Raw genomic sequence first — 19207 nt, forward strand, 5'->3', positions numbered from 1 at the left:
GCTTCATGCCCGGTTTCGGCTTTTATGGACCGTTCGCCCGCGGGTCGGATGCAGTAGCATGGCGGCTCCCCGACGTAGCGGAACCGAACCATGATTAAGCTGCTCCCCCTGTTGCTGGGTCTGAGCCTGACAGGCGTCGCCGCACGGGCCGCCGGCAGGATCCCCGCCGACCTGGTCCTCAAATCCGCCACCCTGATCGACGTCGAGCATGGCCGCCTGCTCCAGGGCAAGGCTGTGGTCAGCCGTGGTGGTGAGATCATTGCCGTGGTCGACGAAAAGCAGCTGAAAGCCTACCAGGCACGCCAAGTGGTGAGCCTGCCAGGCAAGTACCTGATGCCGGGGTTGTGGGACAGCCATGTGCACTTTGGCGGTGGCGACACGTTGATCGAAGAGAACAAGCGCCTCCTGCCGCTCTATCTCGCCAACGGCATCACCACGGTACGCGACTGCGCCGGCGACCTCAGTAGCACCGTGCTCGCTTGGCGGCAGGCGATCAAGGAAGGCAAGCTGCAAGGCCCGACCATCTTTGCCTCCGGTCCCAAGCTCGAAGGCTACAAGCCGCTCTGGAAGGGCACGATAGAGGTCGGTACACCCGAGGAAGTCAGCCGCGCGCTCGACAGCCTGCAGGCGCAGCAGGTGGACTTCGTGAAGATCACCGAGAACACGCTCAAACCCGAGATCTATCTGGAAGCGTTGCGCCAGGCCAAGGCCCGCGGCCTGAAGACCTCCGGCCACATACCCGCGCAGCTACCGCTGGCGCAGATGTTCGAAGCCGGCCTGGGGACGGTGGAACACCTGCCCTATCTGCTGCGCGCCGCTACCCCGCGCGAAGCAGAACTCACCGCACAGGTGGCAGCCGGCAAGCTGAGCGGCCGGCAGGCCATGGTGGAGACACTGCAGAGCTACGACGAGGCGACAGCTCGCGCCTCCTTCCGCCAAATGGCCAAGCTCGGTACGGCGGTGGTGCCTACACTGTCGGTCATCCGTATCACGGCCTACCTCGATCAGGACGACCACAGCCAGGATGACTATCTGAAGTACATCGGCCCTGGGCTCAAGCAGACCTACGGCTGGCGGGTGAAGCGCGCGTCGCTGGATGAACCCGACGCCATCGCCTTCCGCCACGCCAGTTATGAGAAGGCGGCCAGCCTGCTGCCCTTGCTATTGCAGGAAGGGGTGACCGTGATCGCCGGCACCGACGCCGGATTTCTGAATTCCTACGACTACCCTGGCCCCGCCCTGCATGACGAGATCGCCTTATATGTGAAATACGGCATGAGCCCACAGCAGGCGCTGCAATCGGCGGTGATCAACGGCCCACGCTTTTTGGGCAAGCTGGATCGCTATGGCGATCTCGCCGCTGGCAAGGTCGCCGACATGCTCGTACTCGATGCCAATCCGCTGGCCGATATCGGCGCCACCCGGCAGATCCGTGGCGTCGTCAGCAAGGGGGTATGGCTAGACCGGCAGCGACTGGATGGCATGCTGGCCGACACCGCAGCATGGGTAGCCGGCCAGCGTTAAGTTAACAACCGGGTCAGAAGCCACTCAGCATGTTTTCGGCCCGGCGATCCAGCACCCGTTCACGTGGTTCGGCCAGAGGGTGATCGCTTGCCCAGCAGCGCTGCTCCGGCGGGGCGATTTCGGTGCGTTCCCGCTTGGGCAATACCGGGCTGGTATCTATCCAACGCAGCAATCCTTGCAACATGGCGTACTCCTCAGGTGATGAGAAACGCCGCCCATTCTAGGGAGCCGGGCCTGTGCCGATTAGACCCATGACCAGGGAGTTTTGATCGATACAGGAACCGGATTTCCACTCCTGTGCTGATCAAAATTGCGGTTTGCTGTGCTGATACGGCACAGTAGTACTGGCTCTATCATCCCTCATCGCCTCCACACGACCGCCGCCATGACCACGCCCCGCTACCAGCAGCTTGCCGACGACTTGAGCCACTGCATACGCAGCGGGGTGCTGAAGCCGGGTGACCAGGTGCCCTCGGTGCGGCAGCTCTGTGCACTGCACGACGCCAGCCCAGCCACCGTGACCCATGCCCTGCATATCTTGGAAGACCGTGGCCTGATCGAGGCTCGGCCACGGCAAGGCTTCTTTGTCCGCACCCAGTCCTTTGCCTACCCAAGCCAGTGCGCCCTGCCCGGCCGGCCCAAGGCCATCGAGCTGGAGGGCCACCGCAAGCTGGTGATGGAGTTTGCCCAGACCTGTGGCAACCACTTCCTGGGTATGTCGGCCATCGACGACAGCCTCTTTCCGACCAAGGCGCTCAAGAAGCTGCTGGTGCAACAGCTGCACCGTAACGACAACATCGTGAACGATGCGTCCTATACCGGCGATATCGCGCTGCGGGAGCAGATTGCCCGTCGTTCGCTGCTGCTGGACTGTGACTTCCTGCCCGATGAGATCGTGCTGACGCATGGCGCAACGGAGGCCTTGGACCTGTGTCTGCGCCTTCTCACCAAGCCGGGCGACATTGTGGCGATTGCCGCCCCAGGCCCCTTGCGTACGCTGGAGATGCTGGAGGGCCAGGGTCTGCAGGCCCTCGAGATACCTTCCCATCCCTGTGACGGGCTGTCGGTCGATGCGCTGGAATTTGCCCTGCGCCACCACAAGGTGGCCGCCCTGGTGGTCAACGCCAATTTCCCCAGCCCCACCGGCAGCCTGATGCCGGACAAGGAAAAAGCCCGCCTCGCGGAGCTGACCGGCCGGCATGGCGTGCCGGTGATCGAGATCGATATCTTTGGCGAACTGACCCATGGCCCGCAGCGGCCCAAGCCGGTCAAGGCCTTCGACCGCCACGACAATGTGCTCTACTGCGGCGACTACCGCTATGTGATCAGCCCAGGTTTCAGCGTCGGCTATATCGCAGCCGGCCGGCACCGACTGACCCTGCAGGCCTGCCGTAAGGTACATGGCGAGCCGGTAGCGGCCTTGATCCAGCAGACCTTGGCGAGCTTTATGGCCAGCGGCCAGTACGAACCGCACCTGCGACGTCTGCGCAGCCAACTGGCGAGCCAGATGGCGGCCTACCGGGCAGCAGTATTCCGCTACTTCCCCAAGGGCACGCGTGTCGCCTGTGCCTCCGGCGGCATGCTGCTCTGGCTGGAACTGCCCGAGGGTACCGACATGACCGAGCTGCAACGCCGCAGCCATTGCGAGGGCTATGTATTCGCACCGGGTGCGCTATTTAGCCAGGGGGAGAGTTTCAACAATTGCCTGCGCATCAACACCGGCCACCCCATGACGGTAGAGCTCGAACAGGGGGTGCGGGTGATCGGCGAATTGGCGCATGCCGTGCAGGCAGAGGCCGCCGTACTGGCGTGAGCGATGGCGGCCGGGCTTGACCTGGGTCAAGACCCTCTGCGGCGCTTAGGAGTGCAATAGCCCTGAAGACCATTGCATAGGGGATTGCACCATGAACGTCGCGCTGACCGACCTGTTTACTACCGATATCGGTATCCTGAGCCTCATGACCATCGGCTTTATCATCGGCATGGCCACCTACATCTTCATCTTCGTACGTCGACACGTGCTGGATGCGGAGGCCGCAGAGGCACGTCGCGTTGCCAACAAGCAGTAAGGCGTTTTACCGCGGCGATCCGTGATCATCAGGCTTGGTGCTGTCGTCGTCCTGCAGGATGCGATGCGCCGGGCCTTCCAGATCGTCGAACTGACCACCACGGGTAGCCCACCAGAACAAGAGGCCACCGCCGACCGCGACCAGGACAGAGAGAGGGACGAGCAGATAGAGGCTTTCCATGGCACTATTGTCCCGCTTTCCGGCGGGGTGCCGCCAGCCTGATCGCATTGACCACCACCAGGAGCGAGCTCAGCGCCATACCGAGACTGGCCAGCCAAGGTGTGACCCAGCCAGCCAAGGCCACGGGTAGCGCCACCAGGTTGTAGCCCAGCGCCCACCAGAGGTTCTGGCGTATTACCTGCCTAGTCCGTTTGGCCACGTGCAGCCCCTCGCCCAATGCCGTCAGCGGCCCCACAAGAACCAGATCGCCCGCTGCCTGTGCCGCTTCTGCACCGCCGCCTACCGCAACAGAAACATCCGCCGCCGCCAGTACTGGCGCATCGTTGACGCCATCGCCCACCATGATCACCCGCCGACCCTGCGCTTGCAGGGCCTGCACGTAGGCGAGCTTGTCGGCCGGCATTGCCGCCGCCCGCCAATTGGGGATCTCCAGCTGCTTGGCAATCACCTCGACCGGGCCGACTGCATCGCCACTCAATACATGGACCGTGAGGCCTGGGCCGGCCTGCAAAAAAGCCGCCGCCTCCGGCTTGAGCGCATCACCCAGCGCAAAACCTGCCAGCCAGCGCTGCGCATCGGCCAACCAGACCACCGTGTCGTCCCGCCGCCATTGGGCGGCATCGACTGGCATGGGGGCCCGGCAGAAGGCAGCCACGAAGTCCGGGCGGCCCAGGCGGTAACGGGTGCCCTCCACGGTGGCCTCAACCCCACCACCTGGATGGTTGGCGTAGTCGCTACCGGCAAGGCCGGCCAGATCTACGCCCGCCTGCAAGGCATGGGCGATGGGGTGCTCGGAAGCAGCCTCCAGCGCTGCCGCCAGGCGGCGCAGCATCTGCTCGTCCATGGTCACGCCATCTGGCCGATAGACCGCCAGCAATACAGGACGACCGTGGGTCAAGGTACCGGTCTTGTCCATGACCAGATCGGTCGCATTGGCCAAGGTCTCCAGTGCATGGCCACGGGTAACCAATAGACCGGCCCGGGCCAGGCGGCCGGTGGCAGCGGTCAGGGCCGCGGGCGTGGCTAGCGACAGCGCGCAGGGACAGGAGATCACCAACACCGCCACGGTGATCGGCAAGGCGTGTTGCGGGTCGTGCGCATGCCACCAGAACCAGCCTGCAGCGGCGATCAAAAGCAGTACAGCCACGAACCAGCCGGCCACCCGGTCGGCCAGCTGCGCCAGTTGGGGCTTCTCGGCCAGGGCACGGTCCAGCAATCGCACAATGCCGGCCAGCTGCGTTTCCTGGCCCACATGGCTCACCTTGACCAGCAGCGGTGCATCGAGGTTGATGGCACCGCCGATCACCGCATCGCCCACCATCTTGGCAACGGGCCGCGATTCACCGGTCAGCAGCGCTTCGTCGGCCTGGCCGTTGCCTTCCAGTACTGTGCCATCGGCCGGGTAGTGCTCACCCGGCTTGACCAGCAATACGTCCCCCAAGCCAAGCTGGGCAACCGGCACCGGCGTTGCGTCGCGCGCTTTCGGCCAGCCATCGAGCCGATTGGCAATGGCCGGGATCAGCTTGACCAGCGACTCGGCGGCCTCGCCGGCTCGACGGCGGGCCATGCCTTCAAGATAGCGACCACCCAGCAGCAGGAAGACGAACATGGAGACCGAATCGAAATACACCTCGCCATGCCCGGTCAAGGTGGCATGGCAGCTGGCGATAAAGGCCGCCCAGACGCCGATGACCACTGGCGCATCCATACCCACCCTGCCGCGCTTGGCGTCGCGCCAAGCGCCCTGGTGGAAAGGCTTGCAAGCGTAGAGCACTACCGGCAGGGTCAGCACCATGCTGGCCCACTGCATGAGGTTGAGCATGGAGGGCGAGATCTCGCCTACAGGTGCCAGGTAGACCGGTACCGCGTACATCATCACCTGCATCATCGACAGCCCGGCGATCCACAGCCGCGCCAGTGAGGCCTTGCGTTCCTTCTGCCGCAACTGGTCCTGCCGACCGGGGTCGTAGGGGTGGGCGCGGTAACCGATATTGGCGACAGCGGCTAGGATGTCGGACAGCTGCACCTGATCAGCCCGCCAGCGCACTCGCGCGCGGTGGGTGGTGTAGTTGACGCTGGCTTCCAAGACGCCGGGCAGACGCATCAGTTGCCGCTCGTTGAGCCAGATGCAGGCCGCGCAGGTGATGCCCTCGAGTATCAGTGCCGCCTCGCGTACCTCACCATCCTCCAGCTTTACAAAGCTGGCTTGCACCTCGGCGGCGTCGTAGAGCCTGAGCTGTGCCTGCAGATCATCCGGCAGCGGCGTAGCGCGGTCGGCCGGCTGCTCGCGCTGCTCGTAGTAGCTATCCAGCCCGGCAGCGACGATGGTCTGCGCCACGGCCTGGCAGCCAGTACAGCAAGTGGCGCGCTCAATCTGGCGATAGGTGACGGGGTAACGGATGGGGGAAATATCCCCGGCTGCGACGACTTCGCCACAGTGGAAACAAGAGACGGCTTGCATGGAGACGAATTCTACCCGGCGCAGGGGCGACTCCGCCTATCATTAGATCCTGGACTGCGGTATTCCCTGACCTGGCGCAAAAGCGGATCATGCCGCCCGGCGTAGCAGGAATTGCCGCAACACCAGCACGAAACAATAACGGCGGGGAAGCCGACGCGCCCGACAGGCGTGTCGCGACAGGAAGTCTGGATGGAATTCGAACAGGTAGGGACCAACGATGTGGTGGCGGGCGATCGTACGCTCTGGAATATGTACGATGAGGCCGGCAAGCTGCTGATCCCCAAGGGCAAGATCATCGGCAACGAGCAGCTGCTGGCTCGGCTGATCGCCATGGGTCTGTATGCGGACCGCGAGGAACTGCTCAAGAGCCGCGAGGAGTGGCGTGCCGCCAAGGTGCGCGCCATCCAGGCCACCAACAAGCCGCCCTCGACCGTCGGCGTGCTGATGGCCGCCCGGCGCAAGCTCGACACCATGGTCACCCAACTCGACCGCAGCATCCACGGCCGCTGGCTCAGCGAGAAGGTTGAGGAGATGGCAAGCGAGATCATCCAGGCCTGCGAGGTCGACGGTGACGTGGCCATCGCCATGATCCTGCTGCGCCAGGAAGGAAAGTACGCGGTACGCCATATGGTCAACGCCGCCATCGTAACCGCCCTGGTCTGCCGTTCATTGGAACTCACGCGCGCCGAGTCCCGCTCCATCGTTGCTGCCGCGCTGACCATGAATATCGGCATGATCGAGTTCCAGGATCAGCTCAAGGAACAAACCACCCCGCTTACGCCGGCCCAACGGGCACGGCTGGAGCGCCACCCCATGATGGGTGCCGACATGCTGCGCGAAGCCGGTGTGAAGGATGCCCTCTGGCTGGGCGCGGTCGAGCAGCACCATGAATGCATAGACGGCAGCGGCTACCCAGGCGGGCTGTGGGAGGACCAGGTCAGCCAGGGGGCGCGCATCATCGCCCTGGCCGATCTCTTCTGCGCCCGGGTCACTCCGCGATCCTACCGCCCGGCGGTCGCATCCAACGTTGCGCTCAAGGGCATCCTGCTCGAGCGCGGTAAATCACTCGACCAGACCGTCGCCTCGCACTTCATCAAAACCCTGGGCATCTTCCCGCCTGGCATGCTGGTGCGCCTCGCCAATGGCGAGATCGGCGTCGTCACCCGTGCCGGTGGCAAGGTCAACACCCCACAGGTCAAGAGCATATTAAGCGCCGATGGCCAGAAGCTTGGCCTGGCGGTAGCGCGTGATACCGGCATAGACCAGTTCGCCATCAAGGAGACGGTAGACCCCAAGCAGCTCTCGGCCTACGTCAATATGGAAGCGATCTGGGGCAGCAGCGCGGCGTACCGGGGCTAAACACCCTTTAGGAACCGCTGAAACCCCACTGACACGCGTCAGGGAGGGTTCCCTGGTGTCAGTGCGGCGGGGCGGTATCGTTTGGGATTACCTCCTTGCGCGGAGCATGCTCAACGCTGCTCCCGGCTGCCGGGGCGGCGTACCTTGAGCTCTTCGGCCAGATCATCCCACCAACGGGTATTGCCCAGCGGTGTCTCAGGCGAGAGCGTGGGGTTGGGCAGGCGCAGCACACGCCGACCAGCCAGCGACAACCCCGCCAGGGCCTGCTGCTTGTAGGCCATATAGCGCCGATCGAACTCCCCACTTTGCATCAAGCGCAGCAGGCCGGCCTCCAGTCGGGCAGCAAGCCGTTCGCCCTCTGGTGTGCGAGAGACGAAGAAATAGCGTGGCAAGGGGTAGTAGAGCAGCAGATGGCGCTCAATCGCCAGCGCTTGGTGCTGCTGACGGGCGCTGGCAAGCTCACCGCTGATCTCATTCACCCCGCGCGAGAACAGCTCGAAGCGCCCTGCCCTGAGCATCTGGAAAAGCCCGTCATAGGTCTCCCCTTCCACCACCTGCAAGCCGGACTCGCGCAGGATCTGCACATCCACCCAGCCCTTGCCCTGGCCGATCTTGAACGGGGCCAGGTCTGAGAGCTTGTCGACCTTATCGAACGCGCCTTGCGATTCACTACGGACGAGGAATAACCGGTAGCCGGTCAGGCCTTTGTCTAGCGGTATGCGCACAGGTCGCAACTGTTTTTCCAAGGCCGGCGAGGTGGTCCGGACGATGATGTTGATCTGCCCACCGCTCTCCACCTCCAGCGCCGCACGAGCCGGGCTCATGCTGACACCGCTGGGCGTCATCAGATAAGGACCCTGTTCGGCACTGGTCGCCTTGAGGGCCGCATCCAGCAGGCCCCAGTAATATTCATAGCGACGGTCGGCCAGGCTTTGACCCAGCAGGTAGCGAACCTCCGTTGTCTCGCCGGCCACACCGAAAAGCGGCAACAGGAACAAGAGGCCAGCGAAAAGACAGGACAGGGGAGCGGAACGTGATGCCATCGTTTTCAGCATAGCGGGCAGAGATGCCAGATGCGTTACGCCGCATTGCGGCTGGCGACATAGTCGCCGCCAAACTGCGCCACGTGCTCACCCTGGCAGTGCACTTCCACCGTCAAGGCCAGGCGAGCCAACCCCTTGCGGGCATAGAGACGCAGAAAGCGCTCAAGCTCAGTCGCATCCGGCAATATGGCGCATGCCTCGAAATCATTGCGGATGGGCTTGAGATAGTGCGTCTCCCCACGTTGGATCACGATCTCGACGCCGGAAGCAGGCGCGAACTGATCCAATTGGCGCTGCACCTCTACCCAACCGGCCAGGGTCGCCAGGGTGGCGACGCTGCCACCAAAGCCGGTCCCCTTATCGTTCACATTCGGGCCAAGTGGCACCGCCAGGGCAATACGACCGTCAGGCAGCGTTTGGGCCGTCACGGCCATGGCATCGGCCAGCGGCATGCTGGAGCGCAAGAAGGAGGTCCAGTCTCGGGACATGTGAAGCAGGGCTCCAAAGTAGGAGCGTCCACTGTACGGGGCCCTCTGCAATGGCGCAAACATGTTTACCGGTAAGCAATCACCGGTAACACGGTAGAAAAGAAAAGGCGCACCGAGCGGTACGCCTTTCAGGCCTTACTTCGATACCGTATAGCGCGGCGGCAGCAGCAGTGCCGGCAGCTCGCGCGCAACGTCGCGCGCACGGTGGAAGTGGGTGATGGCACCGGCCACGCGACCGCCCAGGGCGGCCGAATGGTTGGTACGGCGTCCTTCAACCAGTGGCGTTTCCACCTGGTGGATATCACTGCGACGACCACCTTCACGCGGCGTGCGCGGTTCGCGCTCGGCACGCGGCTCGCGGCTTTCGCGGTACTCGCGGACAGGGCGCTCGCGGCTTTCACGGTTTTCGCGCTGCGCCGGCTCACCCGGCACGGCGGTGACTTCCAGCGCCTTGCCGGTCAGTTTGCGGATCTGACACAGCGACTTGTCTTCGTCGGCACCGACCAGGGAGATGGCGATACCGGTGGCACCGGCACGGCCGGTACGGCCGATACGGTGCACATAGTCCTCGGCATTGGTCGGCAGCTCGAAGTTGACCACGAAGGGCAGCTCGGTCACATCCAGACCACGCGCCGCCACGTCGGTCGCTACCAGCACGCGCAGGCTGCCGTCCTTGAAGGCGGCCAGCGTTTCGAGGCGCGACTGCTGGGTACGATCGCCGTGGATGGCTTCGCAATTGAAGCCATCGCGCTTGAGCTCGCGCGAGAGGCGCTCGGCCATCAGCTTGGTGCGGGTGAAGACGATCACCTGCTGCATATCATGATGGCGGATCAGGTGGGCCAGCACACGGCGCTTCACTGCCGGCTCTGCAGCGTGCAAGTACTGGGTCACCGATTCGTTGGTGGCATTGCGGCGGGCAACCTCGATCAACTCGGGGTTGCGCATGAAGTCTTCCGACAGCTTCTTGATCTCGGGCGCGAAGGTGGCCGAGAACAGCAGGGTCTGCCGGTGGGCCGGCAGCAGGCTGAGAATGCGGCGGATATCGAGTATGAAGCCCATGTCCAGCATGCGGTCGGCTTCATCGAGCACCAGGATCTCGACCTGCGAGAGATCGATGGACTTGGCCTGCACATGGTCCAGCAGGCGACCAGGGGTGGCCACCACGATCTCGGAACCACGACGCAGCGATTCGGTCTGCGGCTTCATGTCCACGCCACCGAACACGGCAGTAGCGCGCAGCGGCAGGTATTTGCCGTAGGTGGTCACGCTGGCGAACACCTGGTCGCACAACTCGCGGGTCGGCGTCAGGATCAGGGCACGCACAGGATGACGGGCCGGGGATGCGCTGGTATTGGCATAGGGCTGCAGCTTGTGCAGCATGGGCAGCGTAAAGGCTGCCGTCTTGCCGGTACCGGTCTGGGCGCCGCCCATGACGTCGCGGCCGGCCAGGACCACGGGGATGGCGCGTGCTTGCACCGGCGTCGGCTCGGTGTAGCCGGAATCCAGAACGGCACGCAGAATCTCGGCGTGGAGGCCGAGGCTGTCAAAAGACATGCGGGTGAATCTCCAAGACAAAAACGGGCCATGCGCCCGTGAGGTCGCCACTATACGCGTCTGCGGCAACGATTGAAACCGCTAAGCCACGAATTCCAAAGGAAAATCCCCGAACTCGCGGTTAACGCCACCGGCTCCGGTAGAATGACAGCCTTGCCGGCCTTGCCGGATCGCCTTTCCACCATTCAAGCGCCACACCTATGTACACCGCAGCCCGCCAACATCTGCTCACCGTGCGCGACCTTCTGCGCTTTGCCGTTTCCCGCTTCAACGAGGCGGAACTGTTCTTCGGCCACGGCAGCCACAGCGCCTGGGACGAGGCAGCCTATCTGATCCTGCACAGCCTCAAGCTGCCGCTGGATAAGCTTGAGCCCTTTCTGGACGCCCGCCTCCTGCCCTCCGAGCTCGATGCTGCGCTGCAATTGATCGAGGCCCGCGTCAGCAGCCGCAAGCCGGCCGCCTACCTGACCCGCGAAGCCTGGCTGGGCCCCTACCGCTTCTATGTGGATGAGCGGGTGATCGTACCCCGCTCCTTTATCGCCGAGCTCTTGCCCGAATCGCTGACGCCTTGGATCGAATACCCGGAACTGGTGCACCGCGCACTTGACCTCTGCACGGGTTCCGGCTGCCTGGCCATCCTCCTGGCCGAGCACTATCCCGACGCCGAGGTCGATGCCGTCGATCTCTCGGCCGACGCATTGGCAGTGGCGGAGATCAACGTCGAGCAATACGGCCTCTCCGAGCGCCTGCGGCTGCTGCGCTCGGACCTCTACACCGCGGTCGAGGGCGAGACCTATGACCTCATCATCTCCAACCCGCCCTATGTGGATGCCCCCTCGGTCGCCGCCCTGCCCCAGGAATACCTGCACGAGCCGGAACTGGCGCTGGGTAGTGGCGAGGATGGCCTGGACGCTACCCGCACCATCATCGAAAACGCCAGCCGCTTCCTCAACCCGCACGGCGTGCTGGTGGTTGAGATCGGCCACAACCGCGAGGTGCTGGAGCCGCAGTACCCAGAACTGGAATTCATCTGGCTCGATACCAGCGGCGGTGATGGCTTTGTCTTCCTGCTGACCCGCGAGATGCTGATCGAAGCCGGTTATTGATACACCAGGCGCGTATCAAGAAAAAAGGGGCCTGCCGGCCCCTTTTGTTTTGCTGCACGACGGTTTCCGCACTGGCTCAGTGGCCGGCGAAATCACAAACCGTGAACAGCGGTATGCCCTGCTCCTGGATCAGGCGCGAGCCGCCCAACTCGGGCAGGTCGACAATGGCAGCAGCTTCAAACACTTCGCCGCCCAGCTTCTTGATCAGGCGCGAGGCCGCGATCATGGTGCCACCAGTGGCAACCAGGTCATCGATCAACAGCACGCGCTGGCCAGGGCGAATGGCATCCGAATGCAGCTCTACCGTCGCCGAGCCGTACTCCAGCTCGTATTCCTCCGCCACCGTGTGGAAAGGCAGCTTGCCCTTCTTGCGCACCGGTACAAAGCCGCGGTTGAGCTCGTAGGCGATCACCGAGCCGAGGATAAAGCCACGTGCATCCACACCGGCCACCACATCCACCTGCATGTCCATATAGCGGTGCACAAAGCAGTCGACCAGTACGCGGAAGGTCTTGGGGTCCTGCAGCAGTGGCGTGATGTCACGGAACTGCACGCCCGGCTGTGGCCAATCCGGCACGGTACGGATGCGCTCGCGGATATAGCTGGTTGGGTCTATCAACATGGGTTTACGTCTCGGCAAAAGTGCGACGGGCGCCCGGCCCGGCCTCGGGCCGGGCGGTTACCGGCAAAAATCAGAACAAAGCGAACTTGACGATCCACAGCACCGCAATGACCACCACGGTCGGCGACAGGTCGCGGAAGCGCCCCGACAGCAGCTTGAGGCCAGCATAGCTGATGAAACCGAAGGCGATACCATCGGCGATCGAGAAGGTGAAGGGCATGGCCAGCGCGGTGATCGCAGCCGGGGCTGCCTCGGTCAGGTCGTCCCAGTTGATCTCGGCAAGGCCACGGGCCATCAGCACGGCCACATAGCACAGCGCCGGCGCGGTCGCATAGGCAGGTACGGCACCCGCCAGCGGCGAGAGGAAGAGCGCGGCCAGGAACAGGATGGCCACCACCACGGCGGTCAGGCCGGTACGACCACCTACAGCCGTGCCGGCAGCCGACTCCACATAGGCGGTGCAGCTCGAGGTGCCCAGTGCGGCACCAGCCACGATGGCGGTCGAATCGGCCATCAGCGCGCGCTTGAGGCGCGGCAGCTTGCCTTGGCTGTCCAAGAGGCCGGCACGGTGCGAGACGCCGATCAGGGTACCGGTGGTATCGAACAGGTCAACGAAGAAGAACACAAACACCACACCCAAGAGGCCTGCGGTCAGCGCACCCTTGATGTCCATCTGCAGCAGCGTGGGGCTCAGATCAGGCGGCAGGGAGAAAACACCGTGGAATTGCTGGTAGCCCAGCAGCATGGCCAGCACGGTTACCACCAGGATGCCGATGATCACGCCACCGGTGACCTTGCGGTACTCCAGCGCCAGGATCAGCAGAAAGCCGAAGATGGCCAGCAGGGCCTTGGGATCATGCACATTGCCCAGCGTCACCAGCGTGACCGGGTGGCCGACCACGATGCCGGCGTTCTTGAGCGCGATGATGGCCAGGAACAGACCCACACCCGCCGAGATCGAAAGCTTGAGCGAATGGGGAATGGCGTTGACGATGGCTTCCCGCACCTTGAAGAGGCTGATCACCAGAAACAGGATGCCCGAAAGGAAGACGGCGCCCAGCGCAACCTGCCAGCTCACGCCCATGCCCTTGACCACCGAGAAGGTGAAGTAGGCATTGAGGCCCATGCCCGGCGCCAGCGCGATCGGATAGTTGGCCACCAGGCCCATGACGGCCGAACCCAACGCAGCAGCGATACAGGTGGCCACGAAGACGGCCTTGAGATCCATGCCAGTGGCCGACAGGATTTCCGGGTTGACGAAGATGATGTAGGCCATCGTCAGGAAGGTGGTGAAGCCGGCCAGCACCTCGGTCTTTACGTCGGTACCGTGCTCACGCAGCTTGAACAGCGTTTCGAGCATTCGTAGTTCCCCAATCAGTTAAATATTTGAATGTCGCAATTCGTGGGTGTTGCGACGCAGCTTGCTTATGGCTAACTGCGATCAGACAGGCAAACCTTGCCGCTGCGTTTAGCAGCCGCTAACAGAACCCATCTGGCGTTGTTGTGCGAGCTTGCCGTACTAGTTGTCCTGTCTAAGCTCGCACGCCTAGCCAGAACCACCTCGCTGGGTTTTGTTAACGGCTCGTTATTATTAGGTGCTGCGCAGTTGGCTGATCAAGCCGTCGGCTGCATCTTCGATCAGATCCAGTACCCGCTCGAAGCCGGCGTCGCCGCCATAGTAGGGATCAGGCACTTCGCCCCCCTTGTCCAGCGAGCCAAAATCCAGGAACAGTTGCAGCTTGTGGCGCTGCGGCAGCGGACATTCCGCGCGCAAGGCGGCCAGATGGCTGCGGTCCATGGCCAGGATCAGATCAAAGCGGTTGAAGTCGATGGCGGCGAACTTGCGCGCACGCTGGCGCGAGAGATCGTAGCCACGCTTGAGTGCATGTTGCTGAGAGCGCCGGTCTGGCGCTTCGCCCACGTGGTAGTCCTGGGTGCCGCAGGAATCAATCTCAAGGTTCAGCCCGGCTTTCTCGGCGCGCGCGCGCAACACGCCCTCCGCCGTTGGCGAACGGCAGATATTCCCGGTACAGACCATCAGGACTGACTTGATTTCCTTGCTATTCATCACCTTGCAATTACAGCCCAGGGCGCGAAAAAGGGGCGCAATGTAACATCGGATGTCCCTCGAATCAAACACTTGCTTGGATTGTGGCCCTGTTGCCGCAGGGGGGCCACTCCCTTGTCCTGAAAATGCCGACGCCGCTACGTCGGTAGCGGCGTCGGGCTTGCCAAACAGCGGCAATCTGGTGCGGTTTACTTGCTGCCGAGCAGATTGCTCTTGAGGCTGCTGCTGGCCGGGTTCTTGCCCAACCAGACCTTGAGCAGCGCGCGGGCGAAATCGTCACCGGCGATCACGTCCTTGACCTGACCACGCATGGTGATCTGGGTACCCTTGCCAGGCAGGAAGTCCAGCGCAATCACGTCGCCCTGCTTCACTTCCGATACCGATTGGAAGATGGCATTGAGTTCCTTGATGCGCGGCTGCAGCGCGGCCAGTTCGGCCTCGCTGCAGTTGGCTTCCAGACCATCGAGCAAGGATTCGTGCAGCTTGTCGGTCGGGACCGAGCGCAGCATGGTCAAGGTCATGCGGCGCGGCTTGGCGTCGCCGATCACGGCGTCGCCATTGGCGGTCCGCTGGGCGGTGTAGAGCGCACCCACATAGACCTTGGCCACGCCCCACTTGTAGCGGACACCGCCGCCGTTGAGGGTCAGATCCTGGCCAGCCACCTTGACGGTGTCGTCAACCCGGACTTCGCCGATCTCGGCCGCGCCGGCCCACAGGCTGGCAGCGGCCAGCAGCATCGCAAGAGTAGTCTTCATTGTTGTCTCCGTTCCTGCAGATAGGCATCCCGTTCCGGCCGGCCACTCGCCTCGCCGCACGGGAATGTTCAAGGCCGGCGGTGATCTACACCGTCGGCCTTGACGAGCTTGCTAGCGCAACGCTTTACAGCGCCTGAATGATGCCTGCGGCGCCCATGCCGGTGCCGATACACATGGTCACCATGCCGTACTTACCTTGCTGGCCGTGGCGGCGCATGCCGTGGACCAGGGTGGCGGTGCGGATGGCACCGGTGGCGCCCAGCGGGTGACCCAGGGCGATGGCGCCGCCCAGGGGGTTGACCTTGCTGGTGTCGAGGCCCAGATCACGGATCACGGCCAGCGCCTGTGCGGCGAAGGCTTCGTTCAGCTCCATCCAGGAGATGTCGTTCAGGGTCAGGCCAGCCACCTTCAGGGCAGCCGGAATGGCTTCCTTGGGGCCGATGCCCATGATTTCAGGTGGCACACCCTTGACGGCGAAGCCGACATAGCGCGCCAGCGGCACCAGGTTGAACTGCTTGAGGATCTTCTCGGACACGATCACCACGGCAGCAGCGCCGTCGGACATCTGCGAGGAGTTACCGGCAGTTACCGAGCCTTTGGCGGCAAACACGGTCTTGAGCTTGGCCAGACCTTCCAGCGTGGTGCCGGCGCGTGGACCTTCATCGGTACCCAGCATCTTCTTGACGATCTCGACCTCACCGGTGCTCAGGTTGGGGTTGCGATAGATCGCTTCGATCGGGCTGATTTCCTGCTTGAATTCACCAGCTTCGATAGCTGCGAGGGCGCGGCGGTGCGATTCGACGGCGAAGGCATCCTGGTCTTCGCGCGACACATTCCACTGCTCGGCCACCTTCTCGGCGGTCAGGCCCATGCCGTAGGCGATGCCCACGTTTTCGTCCTTGGCGAAGATATCGGGGTTGAGCGAGACCTTGTTGCCCATCATGGGCACCAGCGACATGGATTCGGCGCCACCGGCGATCACCACGTCGGCCTCACCCATGCGGATGCGGTCGGCAGCGATCTGCACGGCGTTGATGCCGGAGGAGCAGTAACGGTTGATGGTCAGGCCGCCGGTGGTGTACGGCAGGCCGGCAAGCAGCGCGGAGATACGGGCCATATTGAGGCCCTGCTCGGCTTCAGGGAAGGCACAGCCGGCGATCACGTCTTCAACCAGGGCCGGGTCCAGGGTAGGCACCTGGGCCATGGCTTCACGGATGGTGTGGGCCAGCATGTCGTCCGGGCGCACGAAGCGCATCATGCCGCGGGGGGCCTTGCCGACCGGCGTACGCGTTGCGGCGACGATGTAGGCTTCTTGAACTTGTTTGGTCATTTCAAAATCTCCAAATTCCTGAGGATTTCTCTGGAGAGAGGGCTGCCCGGCCTAGCCTGGGTAGCCACCCTCCCCCTTCGCCAGGCCCGGGGCCGGCAGCGCCGGCCCAGACGGGCACGAGAAAGGTGAGAGGGTCGATTAGTTACGCAGCGGCTTGTTGTTCTGCAGCATGTAGGCGATACGTTCCTGGGTCTTCTCGTTCTTGAGCAGCGCCAGGAAGCCCTTGCGCTCCAGATCGAGAATCCACTGCTCGTCCACCAGGGTGCCGGCTTCCACATCACCACCGGTGATGATGTCGGCGATCAGCGCGCCAATGTGGTAGTCGTGCGCCGAGATGAAGCCGCCTTCCTTCATATTGGTCAGCTGACCCTTGATCGAGGCGGCGCCCGAGCGACCGGCAACCGGGAAACCCTTGATCTTGAGCGGAGCACGGTAGCCGGACTCGGCCATGGCCAGTGCTTGCTGCTTGGCTACAAACAGCAGTTCGTACTGGTTGAACACGATCACGTCCGACTCACGGAAGAAGCCCAGTTCCTTGGCTTCCTCGGCGCTCTTGGCCACGTTGGCGGTGGCGATGGTCATGTAGCGGTCCTTCAGCGCGGCGAAGATATCGCCACGGGCCTCTTGCGCAGCACGCAGGGCGAATTCCTTGGTGCCACCGGCGCCAGGCAGCAAGCCGACACCGACTTCCACCAGGCCGACATAGCTCTCGAGGTGCGAGACCACGCGGTCCGAGTGCAGGCAGACTTCGCAGCCGCCACCGAACACATAGCCACGGGTAGCCGAAACCACCGGGATCTGGCTGTAGCGCAGGCGCATGGTCATGGCCTGGAATTCTTTCAACATCTTCTCGATGGCAGCCCAGTCACCGGCCATGAAGGCAGGCAGCATGGACGACAGATCGGCACCGACCGAGAACGGCTCTTCCGGATGCCAGATCACCAAGCCCTTGAACTGGGCTTCAGCGATCTCGATGGACTTGTTGATGCCTTCGAGCACGGCCGGACCAATGGCGTGCGCCTTGGACAGGAAGCTCACCACCAGCACGCCGTCACCACTGGTCCAGGCGCGCACGCCTTCGTTCTCGAAGACGGTTTCGCCGTAGACCGGGGCAGCTTCGCCGACCAGTTGGGCCGGGAACAGCTGGCGCTGGTAGACATCCAGCGTGGAGCGCGGCACCAGGGCGTTCTTGCTAGCGCTGTAGGAGCCGGCGGCTTCATGCACACCGTCACGCTCGAATACCCAAGCGGGCAGCGGGGTATTGACGATGGTCTTGCCGGCGTCGATGTCGGCCTTGACCCACTCGGCGACCTGCTTCCAACCAGCAGCTTGCCAAGTCTCGAACGGGCCTTCGTTCCAGCCGAAGCCCCAGCGGATGGCCAGGTCGACGTCGCGGGCGTTATCGGCCACGGTGTCGAGGTGGACAGCAATATAGTGGAACACGTCGCGGAAGCAGGCCCACAGGAACTGGGCTTCCGGATTGGTGGATTCCTTGAGCTTCAGGAGACGCTTGCCCGGATCCTTGATCTTCATCAGTTCCTTGACCGCGTCATCGCCCTTCTTGTTGGCTTCGACGTACTGGCCGGCGGCCGGATCAAGCACCAGCTTGGTCTTGCCTTCACGCTTGTAGATACCGACCTTGGTCTTGGCACCCAGGGCACCGGCTTCGATCAGTTTCTGCAGCCAGACGGGCGACTGGAAAAGGGCATGCCACGGATCGTTCGGCAGGGTGTCCTGCATGGTCTTGACCACGTGGGCGAAGGTATCGAGACCCACGACGTCAGCGGTACGGAAGGTCGCCGACTTCGGACGACCCAGGCGCGGGCCGGTCAGGTCATCGACGATGTCGAAGCGGATGCCGAACTTCTCGGCATTGTGGATGGCAGCCAGCATGGAGTACACGCCGATGCGGTTGGCCACGAAGTTCGGAGTGTCCTTGGCGCGGATGACGCCCTTGCCCAGCGTGGTGGCCAGGAAGCCTTCCAGCTGATCCAGGGTGCTGGCATCGGAGGTCACACAAGGGATGATCTCAACCAGGTGCATATAGCGCGGCGGGTTGAAGAAGTGGATGCCGCAGAAGCGTGCACGCATTGAGGCCGGGCAGCCTTCGGCCAGCTTGTTGATGCTGAGGCCGGAGGTGTTGGTGGCGAAAATGGTGTTGGCGCCCAGGTGCGGGGCAACCTTTTCATACAGGCCCAGCTTCCAGTCCATGCGCTCGGCGATGGCTTCGATGACCAGGTCGCAATCCTTGAGCAGATGCAGGTGCTCATCGTAGTTGGCCGGGGTGATGAAGTCGGCACGGCCCTTGGAGGCCAGCGGTGCCGGGTTCTGCTTCTTCAGTGCCTCGATGGCCTTGAGGGCGATGCCGCTCTTGGGGCCTTCCTTGGCCGGCAGGTCGAACAGGATGGCTTCCACATTGGCGTTGGCGAGGTGGGCAGCGATCTGGGCGCCCATCACGCCGGCGCCGAGAACGGCCACCTTGCGTACGATGAATTTGGATTGGGACATGGTGTTCCTCGATGGGGATGTCAATCGGGGCTCGCAAAATTCAACCGCAATTCGCGCGCTTCGGGTCTTGTAGGGCCTTTCATGGACGCCTTCCCACCCTCTTGGCGCCGGGCCCGCAACCCGGTTGAAGGCGTTCATGA

Annotated in this window: 17 protein-coding genes; 5 read left to right on the forward strand and 12 right to left on the reverse strand. The window is 63.3% G+C overall.

What is annotated here, in order from left to right; all coding sequences use genetic code 11:
* Window positions 1-90: 90 nt before the first annotated feature.
* Window positions 91-1524, forward strand: a complete 1434-nt coding sequence (locus VIM95_RS03570) for an amidohydrolase family protein (protein WP_331983088.1) — start codon at window positions 91-93, stop codon at window positions 1522-1524.
* A 13-nt stretch (window positions 1525-1537) separates the two neighbouring features.
* Here VIM95_RS03570 and VIM95_RS03575 read toward each other — a convergent pair whose 3' ends face one another.
* Window positions 1538-1708, reverse strand: coding sequence for a hypothetical protein (locus tag VIM95_RS03575; protein WP_331983090.1), 171 nt, complete (start codon window positions 1706-1708; stop codon window positions 1538-1540).
* Window positions 1709-1909: 201 nt separating this feature from the next.
* Here VIM95_RS03575 and VIM95_RS03580 point away from each other — a divergent pair, with 201 nt between their 5' ends.
* Window positions 1910-3337 carry a PLP-dependent aminotransferase family protein gene (locus VIM95_RS03580; RefSeq protein WP_331983092.1) on the forward strand — a complete coding sequence of 476 codons (1428 nt, stop codon included), beginning with the start codon at window positions 1910-1912 and terminating at the stop codon, window positions 3335-3337.
* 91 nt (window positions 3338-3428) lie between these two features.
* A complete protein-coding gene (locus tag VIM95_RS03585) occupies window positions 3429-3593 on the forward strand; it encodes a DUF3149 domain-containing protein (RefSeq protein WP_331983094.1) in 165 nt (54 codons plus the stop codon).
* A 6-nt stretch (window positions 3594-3599) separates the two neighbouring features.
* Here the strand turns inward: VIM95_RS03585 and ccoS are convergent, their stop codons facing one another.
* Both ccoS and VIM95_RS03595 read right to left on the reverse strand, forming a co-directional pair.
* The gene (ccoS, locus tag VIM95_RS03590) at window positions 3600-3773 is read right to left on the reverse strand and encodes a cbb3-type cytochrome oxidase assembly protein CcoS (protein WP_331983096.1); all 174 of its coding nucleotides are present in this window, start codon (window positions 3771-3773) and stop codon (window positions 3600-3602) included.
* 4 nt (window positions 3774-3777) lie between these two features.
* A complete protein-coding gene (locus tag VIM95_RS03595) occupies window positions 3778-6234 on the reverse strand; it encodes a heavy metal translocating P-type ATPase (protein WP_331983098.1) in 2457 nt (818 codons plus the stop codon).
* A gap of 189 nt (window positions 6235-6423) precedes the next feature.
* Here VIM95_RS03595 and VIM95_RS03600 point away from each other — a divergent pair, with 189 nt between their 5' ends.
* A complete protein-coding gene (locus tag VIM95_RS03600) occupies window positions 6424-7593 on the forward strand; it encodes an HD-GYP domain-containing protein (RefSeq protein ID WP_331983100.1) in 1170 nt (389 codons plus the stop codon).
* A gap of 110 nt (window positions 7594-7703) precedes the next feature.
* On the opposite strand, the gene VIM95_RS03605 is transcribed toward VIM95_RS03600, so the two are convergent.
* The 3 genes from VIM95_RS03605 to VIM95_RS03615 form a co-directional block, all read right to left on the reverse strand.
* Window positions 7704-8636 carry a hypothetical protein gene (locus tag VIM95_RS03605; RefSeq protein ID WP_331983102.1) on the reverse strand — a complete coding sequence of 311 codons (933 nt, stop codon included), beginning with the start codon at window positions 8634-8636 and terminating at the stop codon, window positions 7704-7706.
* 35 nt (window positions 8637-8671) lie between these two features.
* Window positions 8672-9124 carry a YiiD C-terminal domain-containing protein gene (locus VIM95_RS03610; protein ID WP_331983104.1) on the reverse strand — a complete coding sequence of 151 codons (453 nt, stop codon included), beginning with the start codon at window positions 9122-9124 and terminating at the stop codon, window positions 8672-8674.
* A gap of 135 nt (window positions 9125-9259) precedes the next feature.
* A complete protein-coding gene (locus VIM95_RS03615) occupies window positions 9260-10678 on the reverse strand; it encodes a DEAD/DEAH box helicase (protein WP_331983106.1) in 1419 nt (472 codons plus the stop codon).
* A 200-nt stretch (window positions 10679-10878) separates the two neighbouring features.
* Here VIM95_RS03615 and prmB point away from each other — a divergent pair, with 200 nt between their 5' ends.
* A complete protein-coding gene (gene prmB, locus VIM95_RS03620; protein WP_331983108.1) occupies window positions 10879-11784 on the forward strand; it encodes a 50S ribosomal protein L3 N(5)-glutamine methyltransferase in 906 nt (301 codons plus the stop codon).
* Window positions 11785-11860: 76 nt separating this feature from the next.
* Here the strand turns inward: prmB and VIM95_RS03625 are convergent, their stop codons facing one another.
* The 6 genes from VIM95_RS03625 to VIM95_RS03650 form a co-directional block, all read right to left on the reverse strand.
* On the reverse strand, window positions 11861-12406 hold the full coding sequence (locus VIM95_RS03625; RefSeq protein ID WP_331983110.1) for an adenine phosphoribosyltransferase: 546 nt from the start codon (window positions 12404-12406) through the stop codon (window positions 11861-11863).
* Between the two features lie 70 nt (window positions 12407-12476).
* A complete protein-coding gene (locus VIM95_RS03630) occupies window positions 12477-13766 on the reverse strand; it encodes an NCS2 family permease (RefSeq protein WP_331983112.1) in 1290 nt (429 codons plus the stop codon).
* Between the two features lie 231 nt (window positions 13767-13997).
* Window positions 13998-14474 (reverse strand): low molecular weight protein-tyrosine-phosphatase, encoded by a 477-nt coding sequence (locus VIM95_RS03635; RefSeq protein WP_331983114.1) that lies wholly within the window; start codon window positions 14472-14474, stop codon window positions 13998-14000.
* Window positions 14475-14662: 188 nt separating this feature from the next.
* Window positions 14663-15229, reverse strand: coding sequence for a chalcone isomerase family protein (locus VIM95_RS03640; protein ID WP_331983116.1), 567 nt, complete (start codon window positions 15227-15229; stop codon window positions 14663-14665).
* 124 nt (window positions 15230-15353) lie between these two features.
* Window positions 15354-16559 (reverse strand): acetyl-CoA C-acyltransferase, encoded by a 1206-nt coding sequence (locus tag VIM95_RS03645; RefSeq protein ID WP_331983118.1) that lies wholly within the window; start codon window positions 16557-16559, stop codon window positions 15354-15356.
* A gap of 138 nt (window positions 16560-16697) precedes the next feature.
* Window positions 16698-19067, reverse strand: a complete 2370-nt coding sequence (locus VIM95_RS03650; protein WP_331983120.1) for a 3-hydroxyacyl-CoA dehydrogenase/enoyl-CoA hydratase family protein — start codon at window positions 19065-19067, stop codon at window positions 16698-16700.
* Window positions 19068-19207: the final 140 nt, after the last annotated feature.

It is taken from the genome of Chitinimonas sp. (assembly GCF_036568685.1).
Taxonomy (GTDB): Bacteria; Pseudomonadota; Gammaproteobacteria; order Burkholderiales; family Chitinimonadaceae; genus Chitinimonas.